Origin of the sequence: Streptococcus gallolyticus subsp. gallolyticus DSM 16831, assembly GCF_002000985.1 — a bacterium.
GTDB classification, from domain to species: domain Bacteria; phylum Bacillota; class Bacilli; order Lactobacillales; family Streptococcaceae; genus Streptococcus; species Streptococcus gallolyticus.
Genome location: NZ_CP018822.1, coordinates 1,302,307 through 1,328,062 on the forward strand (window position 1 = coordinate 1,302,307; position 25,756 = coordinate 1,328,062).

Annotated in this window: 26 protein-coding genes; 2 read left to right on the forward strand and 24 right to left on the reverse strand. The window is 37.1% G+C overall.

What is annotated here, in order from left to right; translation table 11 throughout:
• Positions 1 to 128: 128 nt before the first annotated feature.
• The 12 genes from BTR42_RS06565 to BTR42_RS06620 all read right to left on the reverse strand — a co-directional run bounded on the left by BTR42_RS06565 (position 129) and on the right by BTR42_RS06620 (position 12,511).
• The gene (locus BTR42_RS06565; protein WP_009854298.1) at positions 129 to 608 is read right to left on the reverse strand and encodes an RrF2 family transcriptional regulator; all 480 of its coding nucleotides are present in this window, start codon (positions 606 to 608) and stop codon (positions 129 to 131) included.
• Positions 608 to 1,183 carry an NAD-dependent epimerase/dehydratase family protein gene (locus BTR42_RS06570; RefSeq protein ID WP_012962005.1) on the reverse strand — a complete coding sequence of 192 codons (576 nt, stop codon included), beginning with the start codon at positions 1,181 to 1,183 and terminating at the stop codon, positions 608 to 610. The genes BTR42_RS06565 and BTR42_RS06570 overlap by 1 nt, the downstream gene beginning before the upstream one ends.
• Before the next feature lie 130 nt (positions 1,184 to 1,313).
• Positions 1,314 to 2,135: a Cof-type HAD-IIB family hydrolase gene (locus BTR42_RS06575; RefSeq protein WP_077496954.1), complete on the reverse strand. Its 822-nt coding sequence runs from the start codon at positions 2,133 to 2,135 to the stop codon at positions 1,314 to 1,316.
• Between the two features lie 112 nt (positions 2,136 to 2,247).
• A complete protein-coding gene (locus BTR42_RS06580) occupies positions 2,248 to 5,022 on the reverse strand; it encodes a GBS Bsp-like repeat-containing protein (RefSeq protein ID WP_077496956.1) in 2,775 nt (924 codons plus the stop codon).
• Between the two features lie 133 nt (positions 5,023 to 5,155).
• Positions 5,156 to 5,728, reverse strand: coding sequence for a TetR/AcrR family transcriptional regulator (locus tag BTR42_RS06585; RefSeq protein WP_009854303.1), 573 nt, complete (start codon positions 5,726 to 5,728; stop codon positions 5,156 to 5,158).
• Positions 5,729 to 5,808: 80 nt separating this feature from the next.
• Positions 5,809 to 6,249, reverse strand: coding sequence for a nuclear transport factor 2 family protein (locus BTR42_RS06590; RefSeq protein WP_077496958.1), 441 nt, complete (start codon positions 6,247 to 6,249; stop codon positions 5,809 to 5,811).
• Between the two features lie 30 nt (positions 6,250 to 6,279).
• Complete coding sequence (locus BTR42_RS06595) at positions 6,280 to 7,731, reverse strand: MFS transporter (RefSeq protein WP_077496960.1); 1,452 nt, start codon at positions 7,729 to 7,731, stop codon at positions 6,280 to 6,282.
• A gap of 178 nt (positions 7,732 to 7,909) precedes the next feature.
• Positions 7,910 to 9,415 carry a glycoside hydrolase family 1 protein gene (locus BTR42_RS06600; protein ID WP_077496962.1) on the reverse strand — a complete coding sequence of 502 codons (1,506 nt, stop codon included), beginning with the start codon at positions 9,413 to 9,415 and terminating at the stop codon, positions 7,910 to 7,912.
• A 91-nt stretch (positions 9,416 to 9,506) separates the two neighbouring features.
• Positions 9,507 to 10,163, reverse strand: coding sequence for an SGNH/GDSL hydrolase family protein (locus BTR42_RS06605; protein WP_039694521.1), 657 nt, complete (start codon positions 10,161 to 10,163; stop codon positions 9,507 to 9,509).
• Positions 10,160 to 10,987, reverse strand: coding sequence for a Cof-type HAD-IIB family hydrolase (locus BTR42_RS06610; RefSeq protein WP_077496964.1), 828 nt, complete (start codon positions 10,985 to 10,987; stop codon positions 10,160 to 10,162). Before BTR42_RS06610 ends, BTR42_RS06605 begins: the two co-directional genes overlap by 4 nt.
• Entirely contained in the window at positions 10,984 to 11,802 is an 819-nt protein-coding gene (locus BTR42_RS06615; protein ID WP_077496966.1) for a Cof-type HAD-IIB family hydrolase, read from the reverse strand. Before BTR42_RS06615 ends, BTR42_RS06610 begins: the two co-directional genes overlap by 4 nt.
• A 136-nt stretch (positions 11,803 to 11,938) precedes the next feature.
• Positions 11,939 to 12,511 carry a sugar O-acetyltransferase gene (locus BTR42_RS06620; RefSeq protein ID WP_174564804.1) on the reverse strand — a complete coding sequence of 191 codons (573 nt, stop codon included), beginning with the start codon at positions 12,509 to 12,511 and terminating at the stop codon, positions 11,939 to 11,941.
• Between the two features lie 265 nt (positions 12,512 to 12,776).
• Between BTR42_RS06620 and BTR42_RS06625 the strand changes: the two genes are divergently transcribed.
• Complete coding sequence (locus BTR42_RS06625; RefSeq protein WP_039694524.1) at positions 12,777 to 13,577, forward strand: SDR family NAD(P)-dependent oxidoreductase; 801 nt, start codon at positions 12,777 to 12,779, stop codon at positions 13,575 to 13,577.
• Positions 13,578 to 13,628: 51 nt separating this feature from the next.
• Here BTR42_RS06625 and BTR42_RS06630 read toward each other — a convergent pair whose 3' ends face one another.
• Positions 13,629 to 14,393: an AraC family transcriptional regulator gene (locus tag BTR42_RS06630; protein WP_077496968.1), complete on the reverse strand. Its 765-nt coding sequence runs from the start codon at positions 14,391 to 14,393 to the stop codon at positions 13,629 to 13,631.
• Positions 14,394 to 14,575: 182 nt separating this feature from the next.
• Here BTR42_RS06630 and BTR42_RS06635 point away from each other — a divergent pair, with 182 nt between their 5' ends.
• The gene (locus tag BTR42_RS06635) at positions 14,576 to 15,418 is read left to right on the forward strand and encodes an oxidoreductase (RefSeq protein ID WP_077496970.1); all 843 of its coding nucleotides are present in this window, start codon (positions 14,576 to 14,578) and stop codon (positions 15,416 to 15,418) included.
• A 45-nt stretch (positions 15,419 to 15,463) separates the two neighbouring features.
• Here BTR42_RS06635 and BTR42_RS06640 read toward each other — a convergent pair whose 3' ends face one another.
• From BTR42_RS06640 to BTR42_RS06690, 11 genes are all read right to left on the reverse strand, one after another.
• On the reverse strand, positions 15,464 to 16,555 hold the full coding sequence (locus tag BTR42_RS06640) for a DUF871 domain-containing protein (RefSeq protein WP_077496972.1): 1,092 nt from the start codon (positions 16,553 to 16,555) through the stop codon (positions 15,464 to 15,466).
• Between the two features lie 89 nt (positions 16,556 to 16,644).
• Positions 16,645 to 17,970: a PTS cellobiose transporter subunit IIC gene (gene celB / locus BTR42_RS06645; protein WP_009854314.1), complete on the reverse strand. Its 1,326-nt coding sequence runs from the start codon at positions 17,968 to 17,970 to the stop codon at positions 16,645 to 16,647.
• Positions 17,971 to 18,010: 40 nt separating this feature from the next.
• The gene (locus tag BTR42_RS06650; protein ID WP_231097578.1) at positions 18,011 to 18,523 is read right to left on the reverse strand and encodes a hypothetical protein; all 513 of its coding nucleotides are present in this window, start codon (positions 18,521 to 18,523) and stop codon (positions 18,011 to 18,013) included.
• 17 nt (positions 18,524 to 18,540) lie between these two features.
• A complete protein-coding gene (locus BTR42_RS06655) occupies positions 18,541 to 18,855 on the reverse strand; it encodes a PTS cellobiose transporter subunit IIA (RefSeq protein WP_009854316.1) in 315 nt (104 codons plus the stop codon).
• Positions 18,856 to 18,862: 7 nt separating this feature from the next.
• Positions 18,863 to 20,851, reverse strand: a complete 1,989-nt coding sequence (locus tag BTR42_RS06660) for a BglG family transcription antiterminator (RefSeq protein ID WP_009854317.1) — start codon at positions 20,849 to 20,851, stop codon at positions 18,863 to 18,865.
• 48 nt (positions 20,852 to 20,899) lie between these two features.
• Positions 20,900 to 21,217 (reverse strand): PTS cellobiose transporter subunit IIB, encoded by a 318-nt coding sequence (locus BTR42_RS06665; RefSeq protein ID WP_009854318.1) that lies wholly within the window; start codon positions 21,215 to 21,217, stop codon positions 20,900 to 20,902.
• Positions 21,218 to 21,470: 253 nt separating this feature from the next.
• Positions 21,471 to 21,800 (reverse strand): hypothetical protein, encoded by a 330-nt coding sequence (locus tag BTR42_RS06670; protein ID WP_009854319.1) that lies wholly within the window; start codon positions 21,798 to 21,800, stop codon positions 21,471 to 21,473.
• 15 nt (positions 21,801 to 21,815) lie between these two features.
• Positions 21,816 to 22,142, reverse strand: a complete 327-nt coding sequence (locus tag BTR42_RS06675; protein ID WP_009854320.1) for a hypothetical protein — start codon at positions 22,140 to 22,142, stop codon at positions 21,816 to 21,818.
• A 193-nt stretch (positions 22,143 to 22,335) separates the two neighbouring features.
• Entirely contained in the window at positions 22,336 to 22,575 is a 240-nt protein-coding gene (locus BTR42_RS06680; protein WP_009854321.1) for a SemiSWEET transporter, read from the reverse strand.
• A gap of 74 nt (positions 22,576 to 22,649) precedes the next feature.
• Positions 22,650 to 24,083, reverse strand: a complete 1,434-nt coding sequence (locus BTR42_RS06685; protein ID WP_077496974.1) for a 6-phospho-beta-glucosidase — start codon at positions 24,081 to 24,083, stop codon at positions 22,650 to 22,652.
• Positions 24,084 to 24,182: 99 nt separating this feature from the next.
• Positions 24,183 to 25,754 (reverse strand): ABC1 kinase family protein, encoded by a 1,572-nt coding sequence (locus BTR42_RS06690; protein ID WP_009854323.1) that lies wholly within the window; start codon positions 25,752 to 25,754, stop codon positions 24,183 to 24,185.
• Between the last annotated feature and the right edge of the window lie 2 nt (positions 25,755 to 25,756).

The window sequence follows — 25,756 nt, forward strand, 5'->3', positions numbered from 1 at the left end:
TTGATAATCCTAGTATAGAAATTTTTAGTGCCTTTTAACACAACAACTTTTAAAGAAAGTGTCGGATATGAAAAAAACACCCTAGGGTGCTTTTCAGAAATAAGAGAGAATGTTTAACTGTAGGATAGCTATTTATTGAGATGATTTTTTACTTTATTGCTCCAATTAATAGCACCATTCTCATAGGCTTCTTCTTGGAGTAAATCAGCAATTGTCAATGTATCCAACTCGTGATAGAATGCAAAAAGTCCTTTTTCCAATGTTTGTTGAACCTTATTTTCAACTTGTTTGACGTGACTTGTATCATCATAGATGTGATGAGCCATATGTTTGAATTCGATAACATTAGCTTGTAAATCAAGAGCAAAAAAGACGTCTTTAAGTGTGATAGTTGTCACAGATTGGGCTAACTGATACCCACCAACTTTACTAGCATTTGATTGAATGAGACCTGCTCTTGTTAATTTAACAAGGATTTTTTTCAAATAAGAATCCGACACTTCTAAAATATCACTAAGAACATGACTTTTAACTGGTGTATGATTTTCTTGTAAAGCTAACATCGTTAGCACATAAACCGCTTGCTCAAAGCTTTTATTTAATTTCATTATGACCTCTTGATTAGTTGTGTTATTAACTCATTAGCGACATCGTCAACATGGACAGGTTTTAGCATTTTTACTAAAACACCCACCACTTTCAAAATAGGAACCATTTTGGCTAAAGTATCAGCTCGTCCATTCCCATAGACAATCGTTGGCTCAACCACTGCTAATGGAATATCTGATTTTTCCAAAGATTCGATAATCAGCTTCTTCCCATTTACAAACGATTTCGGACCGAGAACACCACCAATAAACCCCATTGCTTTAACACGATGTTTTTCAGCAACCCTAAGCATAACTTGAGCAGGTAAATTATTAACTTTTTTAAATAGGTCAACATCTTTTTCTGGTCGTCCAATAAAATCGATAATATAATCAATTTTTTCTGGCAATACTGCTTCAACTGCTCCCACAGATGTGACGTCAACAGCTATATTTTTAATACGCGAATCCTTCAATTCATTTTTTCCAGAACGCGATAAAACGTAAAATTCAGCACTTGAATCTTTTTTTAGCCAATTTTTAGTGACATTCCGACCGATATAACCATTTCCGCCTAATAATACAATTGTTGTCATCACATGCTCCATTCTTTGGATATTTTTTATCTACGGTTTATATTTTATATCTTGAGACTTTTTTTGTCAAAAGATAAGTTCAAAAAATTCTTAAGATTAATTATCTCAAGAATTTTGGTATTAAAATACTTTAATTTTCCTTTAAATACGCTTCGATAACTTGGAAAACGCCTGATTTGGTATTAGCTGGTGCAGTAAATCTGGCTGTTTCTTTCACGCGCTCTGTCGCATTTTCCATAGCATAAGAATGATAAGCCAAAGACAACATGGCTAGGTCGTTATCTCCGTCGCCAAATGCCATAAGTTCATCTGGGCTAATGTCAAAAAGTGTCATGATTTGCTTTAATCCCCAAGCTTTATCAATATTTGGTAGGACAACATCAAGCGCTCCAAAACCGCTTGCCATTGGCACCAAGTCAGGAAATTCACGCCTAAAATCGTTGGTTACCTTTTCTTCTGCTGACATTGGAACCTTCATGGTTATCTTATTAATGGCTTCCTGTGGTATTTCAGACATATTATCAAGTAAAATCACATTCGGAAAGCTGTTATTATAGTAATCCAAACTGGCTTTATCTGCTAAGTTATCGCATGAAAAAGCCCCTTTGGTCATATAAGAATGCTCTGGCGATGAAACAACAATATGATAGTCATCAAAATGATGTTCATAATAAGCAAACAAATGCTCCAACTGCTTCTCACTCAGATTTTTTAAAATCTTGGTCTCATTTTTCACAATAACGTGACTGCCATTGCCGACAACGTAAGCCAATCTATCTGACTGCTCACCAAAAATATGACGCATCCGCGAAATCTGATTACCAGTTACCACGACAAATAAAATCTCACGTTTTTCCAATTCTTCGAGTATTTTTTCAAATCGCTCAATGTCATATCGCCCATTTTCGTCTAAAAAAGTCCCGTCCATATCAACGGCAATCATCTTGATCATCGTCCTATTATTCCTCACTATCCATTCAAGTTTATTTCTATTATATCATGATACTGTGATGAATAATCAAAAAAGCTGAAAGCAATTTCACAATTACTTTCAGCTTCTTCTATTAAATATCTGTAATTTTGACAAATGGATTTCCTAAACCACGAGTATCCACGCTTTGCGTACTTTGTTCATTCCAAAGCGAAGCAATTGGATACCAACCGTTATTGGCTGAATTGTATGGGTCTGAAACATAAGTATTTCCATTTGAGTAACCTTTTAGAACAATTTCATGGCTAGTACCATAACCCCATGGTGAGAATTTATCTTGTTGAACGGCTGCCACCACATGATGCCCTTCTTTGAGAGCACTTGTTAGCGCAGCTGAGGAATTAATAACAGTCGGTGTCAAGCCCCATTGACGAGAGGCAACCAAAATACCATTTCCTGTTGTTCCTTCTGTGCCTCGGTTAAATTCAACAGTATTGTTGTAAAGGTAACTTGCTACCGTTGTTGGTAGCACTTCAGTATTGGTCAATGCTGAAAAGACCATGGCAAGACTTGTTGGCACACAACCAGTTGAAGCCATTGTGTAATAGCCATAACGCGTATTTGCCCAACGTCCGTCACGTTGATTATAATACGGTGTGTTGTAGTTGGTTTGTTTAACGGTGAAATCTGTTGATGTCAAGAAATACATCTGCCCATTATCAGATTGATAAGCATGAAGATGATATGTGCCTGTACCAGAATGATTTGCTACATTGATAAGACCAGTTGCGGTTGTTCCTGATGTCGTAGCGTCATACCATTTAATATCATCTTGTCCATTCGTATCAGACCAAACAGCGTATTTCACCGTTCCACTTGAATAAACACCAGAAATCGTCACACTATAAACACCAGTACCTTTATAGCTTGTTGTCGCCTTGGCTGTTGATTGTGTTTTCGTTAACGCATAACTTCCCAAGGCATAACCAACGGTATCACCGCTTGTTGTTTTGACATATACGTGAACAGTATAATCGCCAGAAATATTGTGATGATATTTTTCATCAACAGTCACAACTACTTTACCATTGACAACACTTGAAGTTGTGTACCAGTGAATATTTTTTTGTTCTGCTTGTGACCATGCAGCGACTGCAACGCTAGCAATATCTTTAGAAGTTTCTGTTTCTGCAATTACCACTTGCAAGGTTCCGTTAGCAGCATTGTGATTTTGAACTGTTACGGTTGGATTAGTAAGCTTTTCTGAGAATGTTAAATCAATACCACTTGTCGCTGTTAACCCAATGAAAGAGTTGGTAACGGCACTTGTTCCATAAACATGAACATTATAATGCCCTGATTCAAAGTTATGATTTTTGGCATAGAAAGTGTAAGTGTAGCTGCCGTCTGACTGCTTAGTAGCTTGATACCATTTAATATCATCTTGTCCTTTGTTTTCAGTCCAAGTTGGTAGGACAATACTAGTCATGTAAGCTGGCACGTCGCTAATAGTAACTTTAACAGATGTTTCGCTGACCTTAGTCAAATCAACAGAAACACTAGGTTTGACAACATCGATACTTGTGGTATTCAATCCAATCATGCGTCCGTTAACAACACCGTATGTGTGAATAAGATATTTACCATAATCACCAGTATATTTAGCTGTTAATTCTCCGTTAGAAGGAACTTTATACCAGACAATATCATCTTGGTCGTTTTTAGCAGACCAGACCGCATGATAAACAGTCATTGCCTTGCTAACATCACTTGGTATTGTAATATTAATCCCTTTTTGACCGAGACTAGCTGACACCGCAATATCTCCAAATGCATAGTCACCTTGGAAACTTGTTCCCAACAAACCTGTTAGAGAATTGGTAACCGCACTTGTTCCGTAAACGTGGACATTGTACTTACCACTTTCAAGGTTGTGTTCGGCAACGCTGATAGTTGCTGAATACGTTGTCGTTGAATCCTTAGTTGTCTTATACCAGATAATGTCATCTTGTCCTTTGTTTTCCGTCCACGTTGGCAAGCTTACACTAGTAATATAAACTGGTACGTCTGTGACGGTCACTTTATAAGTTGTGGCGCTGGCTTTTGTAATGGTTACTTTAGCACTCGGTTTTGGAACATTAATTGTTGTTCCGTTCAGTCCAGTCATCTTTCCATTGAGATTTTGGTACGTGTGAACATTATATTTACCGTATGAGCCCGTATATTTAGCGGTTGCTTTTCCGTTGCTGTCTGCGATGTACCAAACTAAGTCATCTTGACCGTTAACGTCAGACCAAACCGCAAACATGATTTTAGCACCACTTGCAATGGCTTGATTATATTGTAAGTTAAAGCCGTTGCTTGCTAAAGAAACACTTGTGACTTCGTTAGTCGCATTTCCAGTTGCTCCACGCTCAACAGTCGCATTGTCAGCCGATTCTTCGACGGTTGCTAGTTGTTCATCAGTTTGGACAGAATCTTGTGTATCGGTTGTAACATCTTCTGTTTGCTCTGTTATTTCACTATCAGACACTTTTGTATCTGTAGTGGCTTGTGAGCTTTCTGATGACACGTCTTTTGCTGTTTCAGACTCAACATTTTCATCAGTTGTCGTCTGTTCTTGAACGTCAGCTTGGTTATCTTCAGAAACCACTTCTTGTTCATCATTAACCGTTGCGGTCTTGTCGCTGTCAACACTTTCTACTTCAACGGTTTCGTTGTCAGATTCTCCTTGGACAGCTGATGACTCAACGACTGTTTCAATAGTTGCTGCTGTATCCACGCTTGTTTCATCTGCGCTAACGTTTGTTGTTCCCAAAGCAGCAATTAAAGCTCCCGATAGTAGCAAAGTTCCAATGGCACCATAGGCTTTTGATTTTTTGATTGTTCCATGACCTTTTTGTTTCATAATAATCTCCATAAAAAGTTATTTCAATTTTCTCTATTATTTTAACATAACTTTAATCTTAAAAGAAGAAACATTAGAGCAATTTTCTGACTTTTTTCAACTAAAAAACTTCCGCCAAAAGACGGAAGTGCTACTATTTTTCAAAAAATCCTTGAATTCCCGAGCTTGTTAAAATGATAGCTCGATTAATGATTTCATTTAATGCTATTACTTTCCCACTTGCAATCCATTGTTTATAGATTTCAAGGCTAACGGTGTTGGCATAGTTGACAATCAATTTTTTATCAAAATCAGATAACTTCTGATAAACAGAAGATTTTCCCCAAGTCACATCATTAACTTGTCCAATCATCTTGTTTCGGACATATTCATAAGAACCACTACACGTGATTTTCTCGTATGCTTCACCCTGCTCGCTAGAGTATAGGAAAAATTCGCGCGTCACTTCGGACAAGTCATCAGGTAGGCGATAGTGTTGTACGCGCTCTAAAAAACCAGAAGATAATTCGACTTGCATTTCGGCTAACAAATCATATAAATCGGCGTAATAATGATAGAATGTTTTCTTGTTGATTCTAGCTTTTTCAGATAGTTCTTTAACTGTAATTTTTTCAAAATCTTTTTGACAAATCAATTCTTCAAAAGCACTTTTTATGCCTTCTATCGTTTTAATAACACGCAAATCTTCATTTCCTGTTAAAATCATGAATTCTCCTTTTTCTAACGCTAAAACAAGTAATCCATTTAAAATATCTGCCAAATTAAGGATTTTATGAATTTATGCTACTACATTTCCTTTGTGTCGGTATAGACGAAGTGAGATGTACGGTTCGCAATTTTCCATTTACCATCAATCTTGATGTATTCGTCATTGTATCGGACACCTTGTGTCGTTTGGATACGTTTGCCCTCTTCGTTTTCACCAATCAAAACAACATGGCAATAAGCTGTGCCTGTCGCCGCGTCTCCTGTTTCATTAATATCAACAACTTGTTGACCATTCAAATGATAAACAGTATCAAAAAGAGCAAGAAAATTGGCACAAGCTGTCTCGATTTCTTCACGACCATTTTGCACCGAATGAAAATCACCGTTAAATGACTCTAATTTAGCATCTTCAACAAACAATTGAGCTTGTGTTTTCGTATCCTTGATATCTGCTAAATTTGAAAATGTATCTACCAATTCTTTTAATGCCATTTTATCAAAAAATTTCTCTGTATTCATTTTAAAACCTCACTTTTTAGTTAATCATGATTAATCTTTTTGCCAGCTAAAGCGATTCATCACAGTTCCAATAGCCACCAAAATCAAAGCAACTACAAAAATAATATGAAAACCATGATATGCGATAGCTTCCATTTGTGTCAAAACAGATTGTGACACAGACGAAACGTCTAAAGTCCCCAAGTTATTCATTGCTGATAGGGTAATTTCACCGTGACTTGCAGAAATACCGTTGGCAGTTGTTTGAGCATAGATAACGCCATAAATTGAAGTCACTAGTGTTTGTCCAAGTGTTCGAATTAACAAACTGAAAGTCGTTGCCACACCAACAATACTCTCGTCAACATCTGCTTGGAAAGCCACTTGAGCAGGTGGAAAAATCATTCCTTGCCCTAAACCTTGCAAACCTCCCGTGATGACAAGCAGCCAATATGGACTTGAACTTGGAAGTAGAGCCATGATAACGGCTGATAGTAGGACAAAACTAAAACCAATTTGAATAATCTGTTTGAAACTAAAACGTTCAAATAATCTCGGTGTCAAACGTGTTGCGACAATAAGCAAAATAGAACTTAGTATTTGCGTACCACCAGCTAGAGTAGCATTCGTGTGAAGAATATTTTGCGCCCACATCGGTGCATAAATACTATAAGCCATTGTCAAACCATAAACTAAAGTCATCAACAAACTCTTAGCAATATAAGGCCAATTTGTAACTAAAACTGGTGGTAAAATAGGGTCAATCGCATGATGTTCCACTCTCCAGAAAACAAACAATAAAATAGCAACAATCACAAGTAACCCTACAATCATACCAAGACTAAGGCTGCTGATAGAGGTGATTGTATATAATAGTAATGATAAAGCAATGATTAATAAGCCACTGCCAAGAAAATCAACTTTTGATTTTACTGATGAGATTTGATTTTCTTTATAATTTATCTGCAATAAAAGAATAGATAGGATACCAAATGGAACATTGATGAAAAAGACCAAACGCCAACCGAAGGTATCAACGAGTACCCCACCAATAATCGGACCAAGAATGGTTGCAACAGCATAAAAAGCTGTCACCCACCCAAGAGCTGTCGCACGCGCAGTTAACTCAGGATACAAATCAATGTAAATAATAAAAGGAATAGAAACCATGCCTCCAATTCCGATTCCCATGAAAGCACGCGCTAAAATCAATAACCAAATATTCGAAGATAATCCTCCAATTGCCGAGGCTACAACAAAAATAATCGTTGCAATGATAAAGCTTTTTTTATTGCCGATTTTTTCAGCAATTTTCCCCCAAAGAACAGTTGTTATGGCAATTGTAAATAATAAAATAGACGTTAAAAGACCGACTTCATTCACTGCATGCATATCACTGACAATCTGCGACAGAGCAACGTTTAAAAGCGTAGTATCCAGTCCACCCATAAAGTTTGCCAATAACAAACCAACAGTAGCTAGACCAATTTGTTTTCGTGTCATATAAACTCCCTTTCAATTTAAGATAGTCATATTATAGTATTCGTTACTAAAGGATAGAACACCACTTATCTTCAAAAAGAGAATTAAGTAACTTTTTTTAAAGAAAAGTTACTTTTTTCAACTAAAAAACTTCCGCCAAAAGACGGAAGTTAAAGGAAGTTTACATATTTTATATCAATTAATGATTTTGACTTGCTTCGTCAATGGCTTTTTGTCCGTTTGTTGCTAGAACGTCTTTGTACCAATAAAAGCTATCTTTTGGTGTGCGGTTAAGGGTGCCGTTTCCAGCGTCATCCATATCAACGTAGATAAAGCCGTAGCGTTTACGCATTTCACCAGTACCTGCTGAGACAATATCGATACATCCCCAAGTTGTGTAACCGATAAGGTCAACACCATTGTCAATCGCGTCTGCCATGGCATTGATATGCGCACGATGGTAATCAATACGGTAGTCATCGTGGATTGAGCCATCCTCTTCAACCGTATCAAAGGCACCAAGACCATTTTCGACAACCATCAATGGAATTTCGTAGCGGTCGTAGATTTTTTCAAGGTAATATTGAAGCCCTACTGGGTCATGTGCCCAACCCCAATCAGAGTATGTCAAGTAAGGGTTTTTAGCACCAGTTGAGAAATTCCCTGCTACTTCTTCAACACCTGTATGTGTCGTCACGTTGTTTGACATATAGTATGAGAAGGTGTACATGTCAACAGTACCACGTTTCAAATCTTCGAGGTCTTCTGCCGTAATGTCTAACTCAACATTGTGTTCTTTCCAAAGGCGTTTAGCATATGTGCCGTATTTTCCTTTGGCTTGAACATCACCACAGTAATAAATGCCAGATTCCCATTTGTGTTCGTTAGCCAAAATATCTGCTGGGTCACAAGTTCCTGGATAGAAAGTAATCCCACAAATCATATTTCCAATCATAAAATCAGGATTGATAGCATGACCGAGTTGCACAGCTTTAGCTGACGCTACAAATTGGTGGTGTAAAATTTGATAACCGTCTTGATAATCAGCATCGCTCGCTTTTGCACCAAACATATCAAGGAACATGGTCGTATTATTGATTTCATTGAAAGTTAGCCAGTATTTAACCAAATCTTTGTATTCAGTGAAAATCACTTCGCAATAGCGCACGTAAAAATCAATGAGTTTACGATTTTTCCAACCACCGTATTTTTCTTCAAGAGCAAGTGGCGTGTCAAAATGCCAAATAGACACCAAAGGCTCAATGTTGTATTTACGGCATTCTTCAAAAACTGAACGGTAAAAATCTAGCCCAGCTTGGTTAGGCTCTTTGTCATCACCATTTGGGAAAATACGTGCCCAAGAAATAGACAAGCGAAAGACTGAATAGCCCATTTCAGCAAATAATTTAATATCTTCTTTATAACGATGGTAGAAATCAACCGCTACATGGTTTGGATAATGTTCGGTATCAAGCACCGCATATTTAGCACCTTCTGGGATTTTACCATTGTGTCCCATTGCTGGCGCTTTACCAGGCTTGCCATCTTTATCAATATAAGTCATGTAACGTGGCGCATTAACACTACCGCCTGTTGTCACATCAGTCGCAACAAGTCCGCGACCATCTTCGTTATAAGCTCCTTCGGCTTGGTTGGCAGCAATCGCTCCGCCCCAAAGGAATTTTTTTGGAAATGCTTTTGTCATCTATCGTTTCCCTTCTTTCAATTAAGTACAATAATATTATATTGTTATTTGAAAGCGTAATCTTGCATTATCATCTTATAAAATGATACTATCACACTAAATATGGCTGAATAGCGTCAGCAATCACCCGATAACCTGCTACTGTCAAATGAAGCCCATCAACTGTCCAGTCACGTTTGAGTTGCCCAGTTTCATCACAAAGTAAATCATGAACGTCAATCCAACGTACCTCATCGCCAGCTAATCGACTAAGGTTATCATTTAGTAGTGAAATACTTTGATTATTTCGCAAGCTTGGTGTGCGTACAAATTCAGGCGATTCATTCATCGGAAAAACAGATAATAAGAAAATCTGTGTTTCTGGCAACTGTTGATGAATCTTTGTAATAATGCTCTGAATGGTTTGGCAAACCTCTTCTGGTGTGCGTTTTTTCAAATCATTGACACCAATCAATAGAAAAACTTTGCTCGGTGCTAAATCTAGTATTTGACTACTAAGGTGCTCTAGAAACTGTAAACTATCAATACCATGAACACCACGATTATACAGCGGCACAGTTGATGTCAGCAGTTCATGAATTGGAAAATATTCTGTAATGGAATCGCCTGCAAACACAATATTGGGATGTGAAACAGTTTTATTGAGCGCAACGTATTTTTCCCACAATTGATGTTGTTGGTCAGCCAAAATATACTGACGATATTCTTGCACATCAGCTTTGTGATATAGTTCTTGAAAATCTGTCATTTTATTTCTCCTGAAAGTATTTTTTCAATCGTTGTCAGCACTGCATCTTCAGCATTTGATGCAATTTGGTAACATGCAACATTTTTAATATCTTGTGTTGCATTTGCCATCGCAAAAGAATACTTAGCCAAGTTTAAGAGTTCCTTATCATTTCCACTATCACCAAAAGCAGCAACTTCTTCTGGTTTAATTTTGTATTTTGCCATCAGGACTTGTAAGCCCCATGCTTTGTGAACACTACTTTGAATGATATCAACAGCTCCGTAACCACTTGACACAGCTCGCAAATCTCCATGGAACTCTTGATTAAACTGTTGTGTTACCTCATCGACATCATCTGAGTCTACCATCATAGTAATTTTTACAATAGGATCTTTAGGACGTTTTGTAAGATCTTCTAAATAAACAAGATTAGAAAAAAATTGTCGCAGCTCATCTTGTGAAACAGCGGCTGTGCCAAATTCAAACGAAGTCCCTTGAAGTACATAAGAAGCCTCAACTCCCGACAATATCACTCGATAAGATTTCAATTTATCAGCAAAAAATACAACAACAGCATCAACAAGGTGTTTAGGCATTGTTTGTCGCGCCAATAGGTTTCCTTTGTCAATAACAAGAGCTCCATTTTCAGCGACATAATCAATATTGTCAGAGACTTCTGCAAAGATTTGTCTTAAACGTTCCATACGATTACCACTTGCAACAACAAAAAGAATATTTCTTTCGGTTAATTGCCTTAAAAGGTCTTGGAATCTTCTTTTATCATAACTTCCTTGAGGATTCAAGAAAGTTCCATCCATATCACTTGCAATTAATTTTATCACAACTCAATACCTTTCAAAAAATGATTTGACAAGACTTGTAACACGCCGTTTTCTTGATTTGACGGCGCTTGGTAGCTAGCAACAGCCTTGATTTCCTGCGGAGCGTTTGCCATTGCAAATGAGTATTTTGCTAGTGTTAGCATTTCAATATCATTGCCGCCATCGCCAAATACCATGAGATTTTCTGGAGTATAGTCCCAATGATTAAGTAGAAAATCAAGCCCTGTTCCCTTGTGAACGTGTGAGGGAATCACGTCAATACAACCAAAACCACTAGAAGTAGCCGTTAGCTGGTAATCAGCAAAAAGCGTGTTAATGTCATCACGAACTTTGAACGTCAAATCGTCACGAACCAGCAAGGTTACTTTGAAAAAATGATCATCTGGAATCGGGTGAAGATTGTCAACGTAAGTTAACACAGGCAAATAATAACTGAGCAAGTCTTTCACTTTCTTAGGTGTCGCTGCAGGAAGGTAAGATGAGTCTTTCCCTGCCAAATTAATCACCGTGTCGGGATAATACTTTTCAATATAATTCACCAAAGCTGAAATCGCTTCTTCAGTTTCAAAGGCTTCTTGCAAGGTTCTGCCGTTTTCAATAATGTGACCGCCATTTTCAGCCACAAACGTCATTTGATGTTTATGTTTAGGAAATTGTTGAATAATTTGACGGTACTGATTACCGCTTGCCACGACAAATTTAATATCATCTGCCATAAATTTATCAAATAAACGGTTAAAAAGTACTTTATCATAGGTTTTGTTATTCGTTAAAAACGTTCCGTCCATATCTGTTGCGATTACTTTTATTGTCATAAGCTTCTCCTTTTCCGCCATTATACGCTATTTTCTTGAAAATATCCTTGTCTATTATCAGAAAAACTAATACTATGATATGAAAAATCACCACAAGATTTTCAAAAATAGAAATCTCATGGTGAGTGTGACATCCTCAGTCTATATCATTGTCAATGGTTTTAATCATCTTAGCTGGTACGCCTGCGACGACGCAATTATCAGGAATATTCTTGGTGACAACTGCACCTGCGGCAACCACGACATTGTTACCGATTGTCACCCCTGGAAGAATCGTGACATTGCCGCCAATCCAGACATCATTTCCAATCGTGACTGGCTTCGCGATACCAATGTTATCACGTCTGCCTTGCGGTGTTAGCGGATGATTAACAGTCGTAATCATGGTATTTGGACCAATCATGACATGATGACCGATACGAACTTCGGCAACATCCAAAATAATCCCATTATAATTCATCAAGAATTGTTCACCGACATGGATATTTTTCCCATTATCACAATTAAAATTTGGAAAGACAGAGACATTCTCACCAGTCGTTCCAAAAAGGTCTTTAATCGCCGCAGTTCGTTCTTCCGTATTTAAAATGTCAATAGCGTTCAAAGCTTGGCATTTCCTAAGTGCTTCTTTTTTAATGGCTTCAATAGCTGAATCCGTGAAACAATATGGCAAGCCTGCTTGTAATTTTTCAAGTTCTGTCATTTTCATAAAATAAATCCTCTCATCTAAAACTACAAAAGTAATATGATTAAATAAGCGTCACCTTTTTAAAGGTTGTCTCAAAAAGTTCATTTTCTACCAGACATTTTAAAAACATTGTTTCAGTCTGTCAAGAATAGTCGTTCAATTTTCCTTAGAAAATAGAGTCCTCCGCAAAATTAACCATAAAAATAACCAATTATCATTCTTTTTTACCAAAAATTCAATACCTCTTCTGCTATGATGAAGACATCAAACAAGAAAAGAGGATATTATGATGACTAAACCTTTAGCACTTGTTACTGGTGGAAATGCTGGTATCGGTTTTGAAATTTCCCAAATACTGGCTGTAAACGGCTATAATCTAGTGATTGCAGGTATTGGTGATGTGGAAACAGCGAAAAAAGAGTTAGAAAAGCTTGGTAGCAGAGTAACCGCTGTAAGATGTAATCTAATCACCGCAGAAGGAAATCAAGAACTCATTGATGCCGTAAAAGAAACTGCTGAACCGCTAAATTTGCTTGTCTTAAATGCTGGAATTTCTGTTGGTGGTGCTTTTATCGACCATAGTTTGGAAGAACATTTGAATGTTATCTCGCTTGATTTGTTATCTCCAGTACGATTAACTTACGGCTTTTTACCTGATATGATTAAAGCTGGCGGCGGGAAGATTTTGTTTATTAGTTCCTTATCTGCAACCACTCCAACGCCATACGAAAGCGTATATGGACCGTCAAAAGCCTTTATTAGTTCATTTGCCAATAGTATTCGCGAGGAACTTCGTGACAAAAATATTCAAATTACAACTGCTCACCCAGGAGCTACGGCAACAAATTTCCACGCTAAGGCAGGTATGCAAACAACAGCATTTGGTGACAATAGTTGGAAAAATTCACCACTTGATATTGCCAAACAAGCTTACGATGCTCTAGTTCAAGGAAAAACGAACGTTGCTTGTGGAGACGAAGATACACAAAAAGCTTGGATAACTAATCACCAATTATCAGATGAAGAAAAAGCTAAAATTCACGCTGAACGAGCCATTCCAAACTCAAAACTTAAACGTGGCATGTAAAAAATATTATTCACCAAAGCAAACAAATTAGAGGTCTGATTTGTTTGCTTTTTAGCTATTCTTCGATTTTTCCTCAATAGCATTTGCTATAAACGTTGATTTATACTCCAAAGGTGTCATTCCAACGATTTTCTTAAACACTTTTGTGAAATAGCTCTGCGAGCTGAAAGAAAGTGTTTCTGAGATTTCTAGAAGTGAGTAGTCAGATTCTAGTAGCATATTTTTGGCAACGGCAATTTTCTGTGCTTGAATGTAAGACTTGACAGACTGATTCATGCGTTCCTTGAACAATTGTGAAATATAGTTACTTGAATAGCCTGTGTGTTTCGCTAAATCAGCTAGAGTAATCGTCTCATGCAAATGCAAGTCAATGTACTCAATACAACGCAAAATTGGAAGTGATTGTGCTTGGTCGAGCTTACTTTGTCTAACCAATTTTGTGAAACTGGTAAACATTTCAACCTGCAAGTCAAAAATATCTGGTACATTATCAAGTTTATCGACTTTTTGAATGTAGAGGTCACTTGTGTTGAAAGCCACTTCTTCATCTAACCCACCTTGAATCGCAAAGCGTGTGGCAAGTGTCACCGATGCGACAAAAAGATATTGATAATTTCTAACTGGATTTTCCGATAGATGCCCTGTCAAATCTGACCGGAACATCTGTTTGGTAGCCTTTATGGCATTTTCCAAATCACCATTTTTGAGATAGCTGTATTGCTGCAATTCTTCATCATAACGATGATGACGTTTCTGGCTCTCACGGTTTAAAAAAGCTTGGTAATCAATTTGTTTTCGAGTAACAGCATCAGGCATTTTAGACCACCTCTCTTTCATCTAGTCTCTAAGAAAATTGTACTAAAAATAATGGTATTAAAATACTTGAAAAGTAGAATTTTTCCTATTTCTACTGAAATTTTACCAAAAAGCGTGGAAAACTACCAAAATAAATCGGCACAATTTTTTATAATAAAGTCATCAAATTTACGGAGGAATTTATGATGACAAAAACATGGTTTATCACTGGTACTTCAACTGGTTTCGGAAAAGAATTGGCACGTTTATTAGCTCAAAAAGACGATGTCAATCTTGTCGCTACCGCTCGTAAACCAGAACAACTAAGCTACCTTGATGAGTTTGACCACGGTCAAATTTTGAAATTAAAACTTGACGTTACCAATCAAGAAGAGATTCAAAAAGCTGTCAAAGCAACGCTTGATACATTTGGCAGTATTGATGTTTTGGTTAACAATGCTGGTATCGGTTATTTTGGCACATTTGAAGAAAGTAACCGTGAAACTGTACAATATATGTTTGATGTCAATGTTTGGGGACTTGTTGATATGACACGCGCTGTTTTGCCAACCATGCGCAAACAAAATGAAGGTGTGATTATCAACTTTTCATCTATCGGTGGATTGTATTCATTCCCAACGCTCTCTTTCTATCATGGAACAAAATATGCAGTTGAAGGACTTAGCGAATCCTTAGCTAAAGAAGTCGCTCACAAAAACATTCAAGTGCTCATTATCGAACCGTCAGGTTTCCGCACTGACTGGGCAGGACGTTCTTCTGACAAAGCGTTACCTTCTATCGAGGACTACCAACAATTTACTGACTTTATCACCACAAATGAAAATGGTGCTAGACACGAAGCAGGCGACCCAATCAAAGCCGCTGAAATCATCTACGACCAAGTGACAAATAACCCACAACTTCCACTTCGTCTCCCACTTGGTGCTTTCGCGACAGATACCGCTATTGATAAATACAGCAAACAACTCGCCGAATTCAAAGAACTCCACGACCTCTCAGCATCCGCTGACATCCCAGAAAATTAACGAAAATCATCCCTATATTACAAGATAATATAGGGATTTTTGAGCTTAACTACTTATTTGTAATTTAAACTGTTGCCATGGTTTCAATAAATCCAGTATCAGCAAATTGTTCTGTTTAATTCTGCCAACAAGATTAAAGCTCCCATCATTTGGGCGGTCTTTTAGCACAATCTGTAATTCTCCCTTGTACTGACCAGCTGCATTATTACAAATCGTAATGTCACCTTTTTTCAAAGATTGTATGTCATGTGTTGGAAAATTTGAGTCTTTATAAGTAATACGCGTTTCTGACGACCGAATCATATAGCCAGAATAATCTCCACGATACATGTGTAAAGGAGTGACAATAACATCTTTTTCCACTTCTGTCACATTTTTAGCTAAATGAACCGACAACATTGGAACAGATGAATAAAATACGTGATAAACTGCTGCTAACTCTTCTTTAGGTAAAAATGACGAGCTGATAATAATATCGTCTATCACATCTGTCATTTTAAGCAGTTGAACTTGTTCTGTTATTGGTAACTGTCTTTGAATTTCTGTGCTCACCATCAAGTTAGATACCGGCCATGGACCAACCGAACCATTCATTGAATCAACAAAGGCTGCTGTGCGCAAATGATGTGATTTATATTGCCCTGCAGTTTGCACAAAATAATCAAAGTCCAAGCCTGTATAAGTTTGAGGATAAAAATTATGTGAGCCAATTATCCGATTCTTATCGGCTCCAAAATCCATGACCATATCAATGTAATGTTGCCCTCGTGAAATATTGAGTTCGATTAAAATTCCAAAAGGATTCATTGCCATTCTGGCTTCTTCAAGCCCCGTAAACCCTTCATCTAACCGAACAGACCAAATACCTAAATCACTAAAAAATTGCAAATCCTGATAAGAAATGCCGAGTTTTGCAAACAATTTAGGATTAACATCAAGCGACGTTTTCATCCCGAGTTGATTTCCATAGTCAATGATTTCTTTAAATCTTCCAATTGTTTCACTTGGATTATCTGCTACCTCTAACATCGAAGTAAAAATACGTTGATAACCTATCTCAGCCGCTTGCGCTATATAATCTTTCATCTCAGTTAAATTTGATTTTGATGGATAGATAGAAATTCCTAATTCTCCCATATTTTCACGTCCTTTCTATAAAAAAGAGGTTTGGACAAAAGTGCCCAACCTCATTATTTATATAGTTGTAATAAGCAAGATGCAGTGGCTTAAGCTTCAACACCTTCTTCTTTAAGAAGTTGGTTGTCATACATTTTAAGGAATGGGAACCAAACCAAGAATGCAGCTGCCGCACAGACAAGAGCTGTAAGTAAGGCACCAACACTACCACCTGAACCAACATAGGCACCTAAACCAATTGGGGTTGGCCATGGTGTTTGAATGATTGATACGGCAGCAAATCCAATCTTAACTGACCAGTAACCAATTGTTGCACTGACAATTGGTGCAAGCATAAACGGCAATGCAAGTGTTGGGTTATAGACAACTGGAAGACCAAAGATTAATGGTTCATTGATGTTGAAGATAGCAGGCCCCATAGCTGCACGTCCAAGCATTTTAAGTTGAGATGATTTAGCCGCAAAAGCCAACCATACACAGGCAAGGAGCATCGCACCAGAACCACCGATTGTGACATATGAATTCGTAAATTCACCAGCGTATGCAATATGTGCACCGTCAACGTTTTCTGCCATATTTGCTAAAAGGATTGGGTTAACAAGCCCCATAACGATATTTGCACCATGAATACCAACAATCCACAAAGCGTGAACAAGGAGGTAAATAACCACAATACCAAGCCATGAATTGGCAATGTTCTTAACGAAACTAAATGGAATAGCAACAACGTTGTAAATATCAGTACCTAAAACAACAAAAATACCGTTAATAACAAGAACAACAATGGCTACAACACCTGCTGGAATCAAAGCTGAGAATGAACGTGAAACACCTTCTGGAACAGCTTCTGGCATTTTTACAACCCAGTTGCGTTTGATACATGTTTTATAAAGTTGAACAGCAAGAATTGACATCAAGATAGCCGTAAACATACCTGATGTTGACAAACGATCCAAGCTATTACCACCGATTGTCCAACCATTAATAGTAGCACCGTCAACGTTAAGGTAATCAAACGCACCATTTGAAACTAACAATTCTGGAATGGTTAAGAAGAAAGCAAATACAGAAAGCAAAGCACCATAAACAGGATCTACATTCAAGTCATCTTCTTCTGCAAAAATTTTAGTATATTCATAACCAATAACAATGGCAAAGTAAAGAGATAAAATCCCCATAGTACAGTTGTAAGCTTGCAAGTATAGCGGTGCAATCTTATCAACCGAGTTTGCCCAAAGTGTGGTCAAGGCTGGAATCGGAAATGCTTGTGGGATAATACTCAATACAAGGAACATTGACCCAACAATGGTGAAGGGAATACTTGCCATACCAGCGGCAACAATAGCACGAACAGGACGCCAAGTAGAAACTTTTCCCATTGGACCCATTAGGTACTTTTCTAGAAATTCAAACATCTTTTACTCCTCCTAAAAACTATAGAATGTTTGTGATTGATTAATTTAGTGATGCCAAATATTGTTGAATACGATAATATTGCTTATCTGAATTGTGATTAATACGTCCTAATTTTACTAGCATCCATGATGCCATAAGAATCCCAAGTAATAACATCACGATAAGAAAAATTTGAGTCGTTGTAGATTCAGATAAGAATGGGTAAAAATAATGATATTGGTTAAACAAAGTCGCTAAAATTAAAACAATATTTACTGCAATAATCAGTTGAAAATACAGTTTTGTCTTAACAGCTGGTTTTTGTTCTCTTGAATACATCCGTGATTGTTCCCACATACAAATGGCACCGAATACAGCCATAAAGAAAGGGATAACAATGAAACTCACATTATCAGTAGAGAAAAACATCAATATCCAATAGAGATTGACAAAGAAGAAGAATGCCACCACATAACGAATTAGGAAATAACGTGTGTAATACATATTTTTTATCCCATTTTCACGTCTTGTTTCATCTAACTTCTTTTTCTCTTGTTCTGTTAAAGCTGCCATCATTTATCCCCTCTCAACTAATTAACTTTTTTATATAACTCTAGCATTTCAAGTGCAACTTCTCGAAGTGTCATCGTTGTCATCAAATGGTCTTGGGCATGAACCATGATGATTTCAATTTTAATCTCTTTACCACCTGCGTACTCTTGTAGCAAATTGGTTTGTGCTTGATGAGCCTTCAAAAGTTCGTCATTTGATTCTTGTAATTTCTGTTCTGCCAGGTCATAATTGCCTTCGCGCATGGCGTCAAAGGCTTCATGAACCATTGTTCTGGCATTCCCAGAATTTAAGATAATTTCAAATGCTGCGACTTGTAACTCTTCTGGATTCATATAACTCCTACCTTTCTTTTATTTTAAAAAATAATGTTCTAAATTCTTCAAATGATTGGCAGGCTAACATTTGCTCTTGAAGGTCTGGTTCATCAACCAAATCAACAATGGCAGAGGTTAGCTCTGGCAAGCCATCATTTTCATGAATTGACATTGACATTAAAAAGACAATTTTGATTGACGGATATTGGTCATCCCATAATAACTCATCTTGAATTAAAGCAACCGCAAAATGATGTTTACTACCGACAGCTTTCATCGGATGTGGAACAGCGATGTGTTCACCGAAAATAATAGAACTCATTGCTTCACGTTGTTTCATCATATCAAGCATACGTTTTTCAAACTGGTCATTTTCATGTTTAGAAATGCTTTTTACCAGCTTTCTCAATACTTCGTCTTTAGAAACATTGGACAAGATAAAGAAAGCTTCTTTTGAAAAATAGTCGTCAAATACTTCTCTGACACTAAGTTCAGAAGTCTCATCTTCCATTTTTCTCAATGACGTTGACGTATTTAAATGTGAAATGCCGTGCTTAATCTCTTGTAACTCCTCATCTGTCAGAAAAACTGATACAGTAAAAACGGGAATATTGAAAATCAAATTTGACAAATCAATCGAAGAAACGATAAAGTCAATTCCTTTTAATTTCTCATCATTAATTTCATAATAACCAATCACATCCGTAATCGAAATCAGGTTTCCCAGTTCATTTTCAATTCTACTTTTTAACATTTGTGCGCTTCCATATCCCGTTGCACAAATGACAAGAACATTGTATTTTCGTTGTTCTTTGTAACGTTCTTTAGCAGCCATAAAATGTAGCGCAATGTATGCGATTTCATTTGGTGTTAAAGAAAAAGATTGAAAAGTTGGCATTGTGGTAATGACTTGCTCTGCCAATTGATACATTTCTTGGTAATTAGCTTGAATTTCCGTAGTCAAAGGATTTTCCAAGACCACCTTACCTTCCAAACGAATCAACATGGTTGATAAATGTGCCAAAAGTCCTTCGATTAACTGAAAATCATTTTTGACTTCTGGATTGATTTTTTCAATACTGTCAATGAGCTCTTGACGCATCTGCTCTTGCATGCTTTCGGAAACATAGCGCGCGTTTCCATGACTTTTTGAAATCAAATGCAGAGTAATGTAATCTACTTCTTCGACTGGAAAATCAATTCCCGTTGATACGGACACACGTTTTAAGATATTATCAGCAATCTGCCGTTCTGGTAATTCACGTAGCTTTAACTCTTCCTCTTCTAATTTACTGATTTTAAACCCTTCCGTAATACGACGAATGGCTAAAGCAATATGAATCACCAAATTTTGAATCACAAAATCAGATAGCTTGAGCCCACCTTCTCGACATTCATCAAGCACAATAATGGTCAACTCTTCAAAAGAAATCCTCTGATTAAGCAATTCATTATCAACATAAGAGTGCATGGTATCGATAAAACCAGATGAAATAAAATAATCCATGATGAATCGCCGTTTATCACGTTCTGACCCCGTTACGTAAACACCCTTATTAGCCTTACTTTCAATCTTTAAATGATATGGTTTAAATTTTTGTCTTATCTTTTTAAAATCACTAGATAACGTTGACCGACTGACATATAATTCATCTACTAAATCGTCAAAATAAATTTCATTTTGCTCAAACAAAAGTTTATTTAGCAGATAATTGTAACGGTCATTGATATCCGTAATACTTTGATAATCAAAATGGTGGTCATTGATATGATTTTCTTCCAAGAAATCAGCCAAAGCGTCGTCATCTAAAACGTCTAACTTATAACCATAACCTTGTTTGGAAATCAAATCAATTCCAGAATAATCATCTAATTTTTCAACAAGTGTTTTATAGTAAGTTCTAATTGTTCTGTCCGAACAGTTCAAATGTGCTGCTAGTTCTTTACTAGTAACAAATTTATCCCTATCTTTCATCAGATATTGGATAATTTGCTTTTCTTTTTTATTTAACACAGAAAAGGACACCTCCAAACAACAATAGAACCATTATAACACATCAATTTAGATATTTTCCTTCACCAAAACAGCCATTTTTTCAATTCCCATTGGAATTGGAATGTACGCTTGTGGTGGAATTTGTACGATTGGTTTGTTTGTTTTTGCTGCTGCATCAGCCAATTGTTTGAAATTCATTTTCGTTTGTGGACTGACAAGATACAGATCGTATTTGTCAGCTTCGATGCGTTTTTGTCCTTCTGGAACACCAACGGCATCCATCTCAATGTCGTTTCCTTGTTCTTGGAGGAGTGTCATTGTCTTTTTGGCAATCATTGATGATGACATCCCACCAGCACAGATAATTAAAGCTTTTTTAGCCATAATGTGAATCTCCTTTGTTTTTTATTTACACATTCATTTTATAAAAACGCTTACATAAAGTAAATGTACTCTTTTTCCTCTTTGATAAGGAAAATACTTCACCAAGTGCGGAAAATCAAGATTAAGAGCCTTACAATTTCCGTAATGATTGTGGCATAAAACTAAAAAAACAGACGAAAAAGTTATTTTTTTCGCCTGAGTTTTTCTTGATTTACTGACCAAAAAATGTTTGTTTCTTGAAAGTATGTTCTTTTCAAACAAAAGTATATAATTTTATATAGGTAACCTGAACTTGATTAGTGGTTAATCCAAGTTCTTTTACAATCAACTGCTGCAATTTTTTATCATTAATTTTAGAGTACACACGGTAGTTTTTGCCGTTGCTGTCAGCATGGATAACGTCAATTGTTTCTCGTAATTTACGATTGCTTAGCAATTCTGGCAAGATGTCAACGTCTTTAAACTGAATGAGATAAGGACCTCCCATTTGCTCACCTTGCGCATAGTATTCCTTTTGATAACGGCTACTAAATACCCAAACACCAGCAATGATTATGACAAAAGCAAGAATAATCCAATTCATCACTCCGCTCTCTTTCTAAATCATTCCAAGTGCTCCTGACAACTGCGCTGTTTGCACGTGAATCTCGGTTGAATCCAAATGGTATTCTTTCATCAAAAGCGTCTTGAGCTCTGTATCATTAAGCCTAGATTGCACCGAACAACTCTGTTCAGATTTGCCAACAACTCTAACATTATTTTTTAGCTTGGTATTTTGGCTTAAATCTGGCAGCTTGCCACCATTTGTCATTGTAATCACATAATTATACCCAAATGTTTTGGTTACCCAAATCTTAGCGCGGAAAGCTTGGACAACTGCCGCAATCAATAAAATAATAAAAATTGTAACGATAATGCCTACCATACTACGCCTCCTTTTTCCCTTATATGGTATTTTTTTATTTTACGCGATTAGTATATTCCTTTTTGAAAGCCCTGTCAATCCTTTACTATCAACGGATTCCAAGATAGTTAAATAGGATAATTCATTTCAAATTTTCAATCAAAAAATCCTCTAAAACGCAGATGTACCAGCACTTCAGAGAATTTTTAAAAAATTATTTATAAATCAGTTTGCAAATCAGAATCGTTCCTGCTAGTGTAGCGGAAATGCTATTCGCAGCAATCAAAGCAATGTCAGAAATGGAAATGCCGTGTGCTAGCCAGAGTAACATTCCTGTCACAGACATGCTATACATACCTAAAGAGATAGATTCTGTATCTTTCGTTTTTAAGACTTTTACCACTTGGGGAACAAAGCCCAAGGTGGTTAGTGAAGCGGCAATCAATCCAATCATCAGTTATCCTTTCTCATCTAACAAAAACCTTCATGAGACAGGAGATTGCAGTCTCATAAAGGTTATTAACTCACTCAAACGTCCTCACCATTAGAAGCAATGACTTTTTTATACCAATCAAATGAAAATTTCGGTGAGCGTTTATAAGTACCATTACCATCATCATCTTTATCAACGTAGATAAAGCCATAACGTTTGCGCATTTCACCCGTACCAGCTGAAACGAGGTCAATGCAACCCCACGGTGTGTAACCAATCAAGTCAACGCCGTCCTCATCAACAGCTTTAATCATTTCTTTGATATGAGCACCAAGATAAGCAATGCGATAATCATCATGCACCATGCCGTCAGCCTCAACTTGGTCAATCGCACCAAAACCATTTTCAACGATAAAAAGCGGCAAATGGTACATATCTGTAAACCAGTTCAAGCTGTAACGAAGCCCTTCTGGGTCAATTTGCCAATCCCATTCTGATGCTTTTACATATGGATTTCGGACCAAATCTTCTGTTTCTAAATAATCAAAGTGTGGATTGTTGTCACGGTGTGCATCAATCGCAAATGACATATAATATGAAAAACCGATATAATCAACCGTGCCAGCCGTCAAATCAGCCAAATCTTCTTCTGTCACATCAACCTTGATTTCTTTACGTTGCCAGTATTTCAAAATATGATTTGGATAATAGCCATGCACATGAACGTCAGCGAAATAATAACGTTTTTCCATTGCTTTTTGAGCCATTAAAATGTCTTTGGGATTGCAAGTTGCTGGATAAATAGGACACATAGCAATCATACAACCAATTTGGAAATCAGGATTGATTTCATGACCGATTTTAACCGCACGCGCTGACGCTACCAATTCATAATGCGCAGCTTGATACATAATCGCTTCGCGGTCATCGCCTTCTTTATAAACAATCCCAGAATTCGTAAACGGTGCAAAATCTTCTTGGTAATTGGCTTGGTTATTAATCTCATTAAACGTCATCCAATATTTGACTTTGTCTTTGTAACGACGGAAACACGTTTCAGCAAAACGGACAAAGAAATCAATTACTTTACGATTGGTGAAGCCACCGTATTCTTTCACCAAATGGAAAGGCAATTCAAAATGTGACAAAGTCACAACTGGCTCAATGCCATATTTCAAACATTCATCAAACAAATCATCATAGAATTGCAAACCAGCTTCATTTGGCTCCAATTCATCACCATTTGGAAAAATCCGTGTCCATGCAATCGACGTACGGAAGCATTTAAAACCCATTTCAGCAAACAAGGCAATATCTTCCTTGTAATGATGATAAAAATCAATCGCTTCATGGTTTGGATAATATTTTCCTTCGATAACACCATCAGTAATCTCACGTGCGACACCATGGCGCCCAGCGGTCATCACATCAGCAACGCTTAAACCTTTGCCACCTTCTTGCCAACCGCCTTCAAGTTGATGAGCAGCAACTGCGCCACCCCATAAAAAGTTTTCTGGTAATTTAGACATAACATAACCTCCTCGATTAATACAAGAATATTATAGCAAACGGTTACAAAAACGAGAATAGAAAAAATTTCCTAAGTTATTAGGAAATTTTTGACATCTTTATTTATGTTTGAACATCAAGACAAGCTCCCATACCAATAAAATAGAAGCAAGACCAAAAAGAAATTTGGAAATTTCTTGCATTGCGACATTAAAACTAAGCAGAGCTGCGGTTAACATAACTGCCAGAAATAAAATGCTCACAACAAAGCGATTAGCTATTTGACTGATGGTCTTAATACGATTTTTATAATCATAAATGTCATGATTGATTAAAATCCGACCATTGAGCATCTGTTCAAGTAACTGATTAAGCCGACGTGGAATATTTTTCCCATTTTTCAATTGATAAAAGAGCTCAATCAGTAACGTTTCCTTGTTCAGGGCCTGTTTTAACATGTCAGGTCCCATATTTTCTAAGAAATAATTTTTAGCAAGCGTCATCAAGTCAACTTCTGGGGCTAATTCACGGAAAATTCCTTCAATTTGTAGCGCAGCTTTTTCCAAAATCGTAATCTGCGGCGAAGCCTTCAAGCCATTTTTGACGAAAACGTCCAGCAAATCTTCCAATAAATCTGTGATAGATAAGACACCCAAATCCAAACTAGAATATTTCGCCAGCATTCGTTCAACATCTTGGCTAAGTGCTGTTTTATTTATTGAAGTATCAAAACTTGTGACAGACAAAATGCCTTGCATCATCCCTTCAACATCTTGTGCCGTAAAGCTGTAAAGAATATCATTTAACGCCACGCGCATGCCATTTTCCAGATTTCCCATAATCCCAAAGTCAATAAAATAAATTTTTCCTTCAGAAATAAAGAGATTTCCTGGGTGTGGGTCACCATGAAAATAGCCGTCTTTAAAGACTTGTTTGATAAAACTTAGCATCAGCTTCTTACCAATGTCTTCCAAATCATAGCCAGCTTTAATCAATTCTTCATAATGATTGATAGGAATTCCTGAAATATACTCCTCAACAACCATACGTGATGTGGTATATTCGTCAAAAACTTCAGGAATGGCAATGCATTTTATCGATTGATTTAACTCAGCAAAAGTAAGCATCGCTTGCGCTTCGTTACGAAAATCGATTTCTTTCGTCAAGCTATCCTTGAGCTGCTGCAAAACCTCTGATAAATTAACCATGGGCAACATTGCCTTGGGAATGCGCCGCGACAAGCCAATCAACAATTCTAAATCTTCTTCGATAATTTCTGGCAAATGCGGTCGCTGAATCTTGACAACAACTTCTTTGCCATTAAGCAAAGTAGCTCGATGTGTCTGAGCAACCGAGCCACTTGCCAAAGGCTCTGAAGAAATGCCTGCAAAAACTTCCGAAATGGGTACTGGTAACTCTGCAGCAATTGCCTCCATGACAACCTCTTGCGGTAATGGAAGAACATCGCTTTGCAGCTTGCTTAATTCTCTAATATAAGCTTCAGGAAATAAATCACTTCTCGTTGAAAGAATTTGTCCGATTTTGACAAAACTAGGACCTAATTTCTCGAAAGCTAAACGTAATTTACGAGGTGTTGATTTGTCCTCGATAGTTTTTCCTTTTTCTTTTAGCGTTGTTAAACCGACCGAGCTGAAAGCTCCGATGATTTCTCTTAAGCGCTTATTTGACATAA

Excerpts from the sequence above, each read along its gene's own strand:
- BTR42_RS06565 (WP_009854298.1), bottom strand. The coding sequence starts at position 608 with ATGAAATTAAATAAAAGCTTTGAGCAAGCGGTTTATGTGCTAACGATG.
- BTR42_RS06570 (WP_012962005.1), bottom strand. The coding sequence starts at position 1,183 with ATGACAACAATTGTATTATTAGGCGGAAATGGTTATATCGGTCGGAAT.
- BTR42_RS06575 (WP_077496954.1), bottom strand. The coding sequence starts at position 2,135 with ATGATCAAGATGATTGCCGTTGATATGGACGGGACTTTTTTAGACGAA.
- BTR42_RS06580 (WP_077496956.1), bottom strand. The coding sequence starts at position 5,022 with ATGAAACAAAAAGGTCATGGAACAATCAAAAAATCAAAAGCCTATGGT.
- BTR42_RS06585 (WP_009854303.1), bottom strand. The coding sequence starts at position 5,728 with ATGATTTTAACAGGAAATGAAGATTTGCGTGTTATTAAAACGATAGAA.
- BTR42_RS06590 (WP_077496958.1), bottom strand. The coding sequence starts at position 6,249 with ATGAATACAGAGAAATTTTTTGATAAAATGGCATTAAAAGAATTGGTA.
- BTR42_RS06595 (WP_077496960.1), bottom strand. The coding sequence starts at position 7,731 with ATGACACGAAAACAAATTGGTCTAGCTACTGTTGGTTTGTTATTGGCA.
- BTR42_RS06600 (WP_077496962.1), bottom strand. The coding sequence starts at position 9,415 with ATGACAAAAGCATTTCCAAAAAAATTCCTTTGGGGCGGAGCGATTGCT.
- BTR42_RS06605 (WP_039694521.1), bottom strand. The coding sequence starts at position 10,163 with ATGACAGATTTTCAAGAACTATATCACAAAGCTGATGTGCAAGAATAT.
- BTR42_RS06615 (WP_077496966.1), bottom strand. The coding sequence starts at position 11,802 with ATGACAATAAAAGTAATCGCAACAGATATGGACGGAACGTTTTTAACG.
- BTR42_RS06620 (WP_174564804.1), bottom strand. The coding sequence starts at position 12,511 with ATGAAAATGACAGAACTTGAAAAATTACAAGCAGGCTTGCCATATTGT.
- BTR42_RS06625 (WP_039694524.1), top strand. The coding sequence starts at position 12,777 with ATGATGACTAAACCTTTAGCACTTGTTACTGGTGGAAATGCTGGTATC.
- BTR42_RS06630 (WP_077496968.1), bottom strand. The coding sequence starts at position 14,393 with ATGCCTGATGCTGTTACTCGAAAACAAATTGATTACCAAGCTTTTTTA.
- BTR42_RS06635 (WP_077496970.1), top strand. The coding sequence starts at position 14,576 with ATGATGACAAAAACATGGTTTATCACTGGTACTTCAACTGGTTTCGGA.
- BTR42_RS06640 (WP_077496972.1), bottom strand. The coding sequence starts at position 16,555 with ATGGGAGAATTAGGAATTTCTATCTATCCATCAAAATCAAATTTAACT.
- celB (WP_009854314.1), bottom strand. The coding sequence starts at position 17,970 with ATGTTTGAATTTCTAGAAAAGTACCTAATGGGTCCAATGGGAAAAGTT.
- BTR42_RS06650 (WP_231097578.1), bottom strand. The coding sequence starts at position 18,523 with ATGGCAGCTTTAACAGAACAAGAGAAAAAGAAGTTAGATGAAACAAGA.
- BTR42_RS06655 (WP_009854316.1), bottom strand. The coding sequence starts at position 18,855 with ATGAATCCAGAAGAGTTACAAGTCGCAGCATTTGAAATTATCTTAAAT.
- BTR42_RS06665 (WP_009854318.1), bottom strand. The coding sequence starts at position 21,217 with ATGGCTAAAAAAGCTTTAATTATCTGTGCTGGTGGGATGTCATCATCA.
- BTR42_RS06670 (WP_009854319.1), bottom strand. The coding sequence starts at position 21,800 with ATGAATTGGATTATTCTTGCTTTTGTCATAATCATTGCTGGTGTTTGG.
- BTR42_RS06675 (WP_009854320.1), bottom strand. The coding sequence starts at position 22,142 with ATGGTAGGCATTATCGTTACAATTTTTATTATTTTATTGATTGCGGCA.
- BTR42_RS06680 (WP_009854321.1), bottom strand. The coding sequence starts at position 22,575 with ATGATTGGATTGATTGCCGCTTCACTAACCACCTTGGGCTTTGTTCCC.
- BTR42_RS06685 (WP_077496974.1), bottom strand. The coding sequence starts at position 24,083 with ATGTCTAAATTACCAGAAAACTTTTTATGGGGTGGCGCAGTTGCTGCT.
- BTR42_RS06690 (WP_009854323.1), bottom strand. The coding sequence starts at position 25,754 with ATGTCAAATAAGCGCTTAAGAGAAATCATCGGAGCTTTCAGCTCGGTC.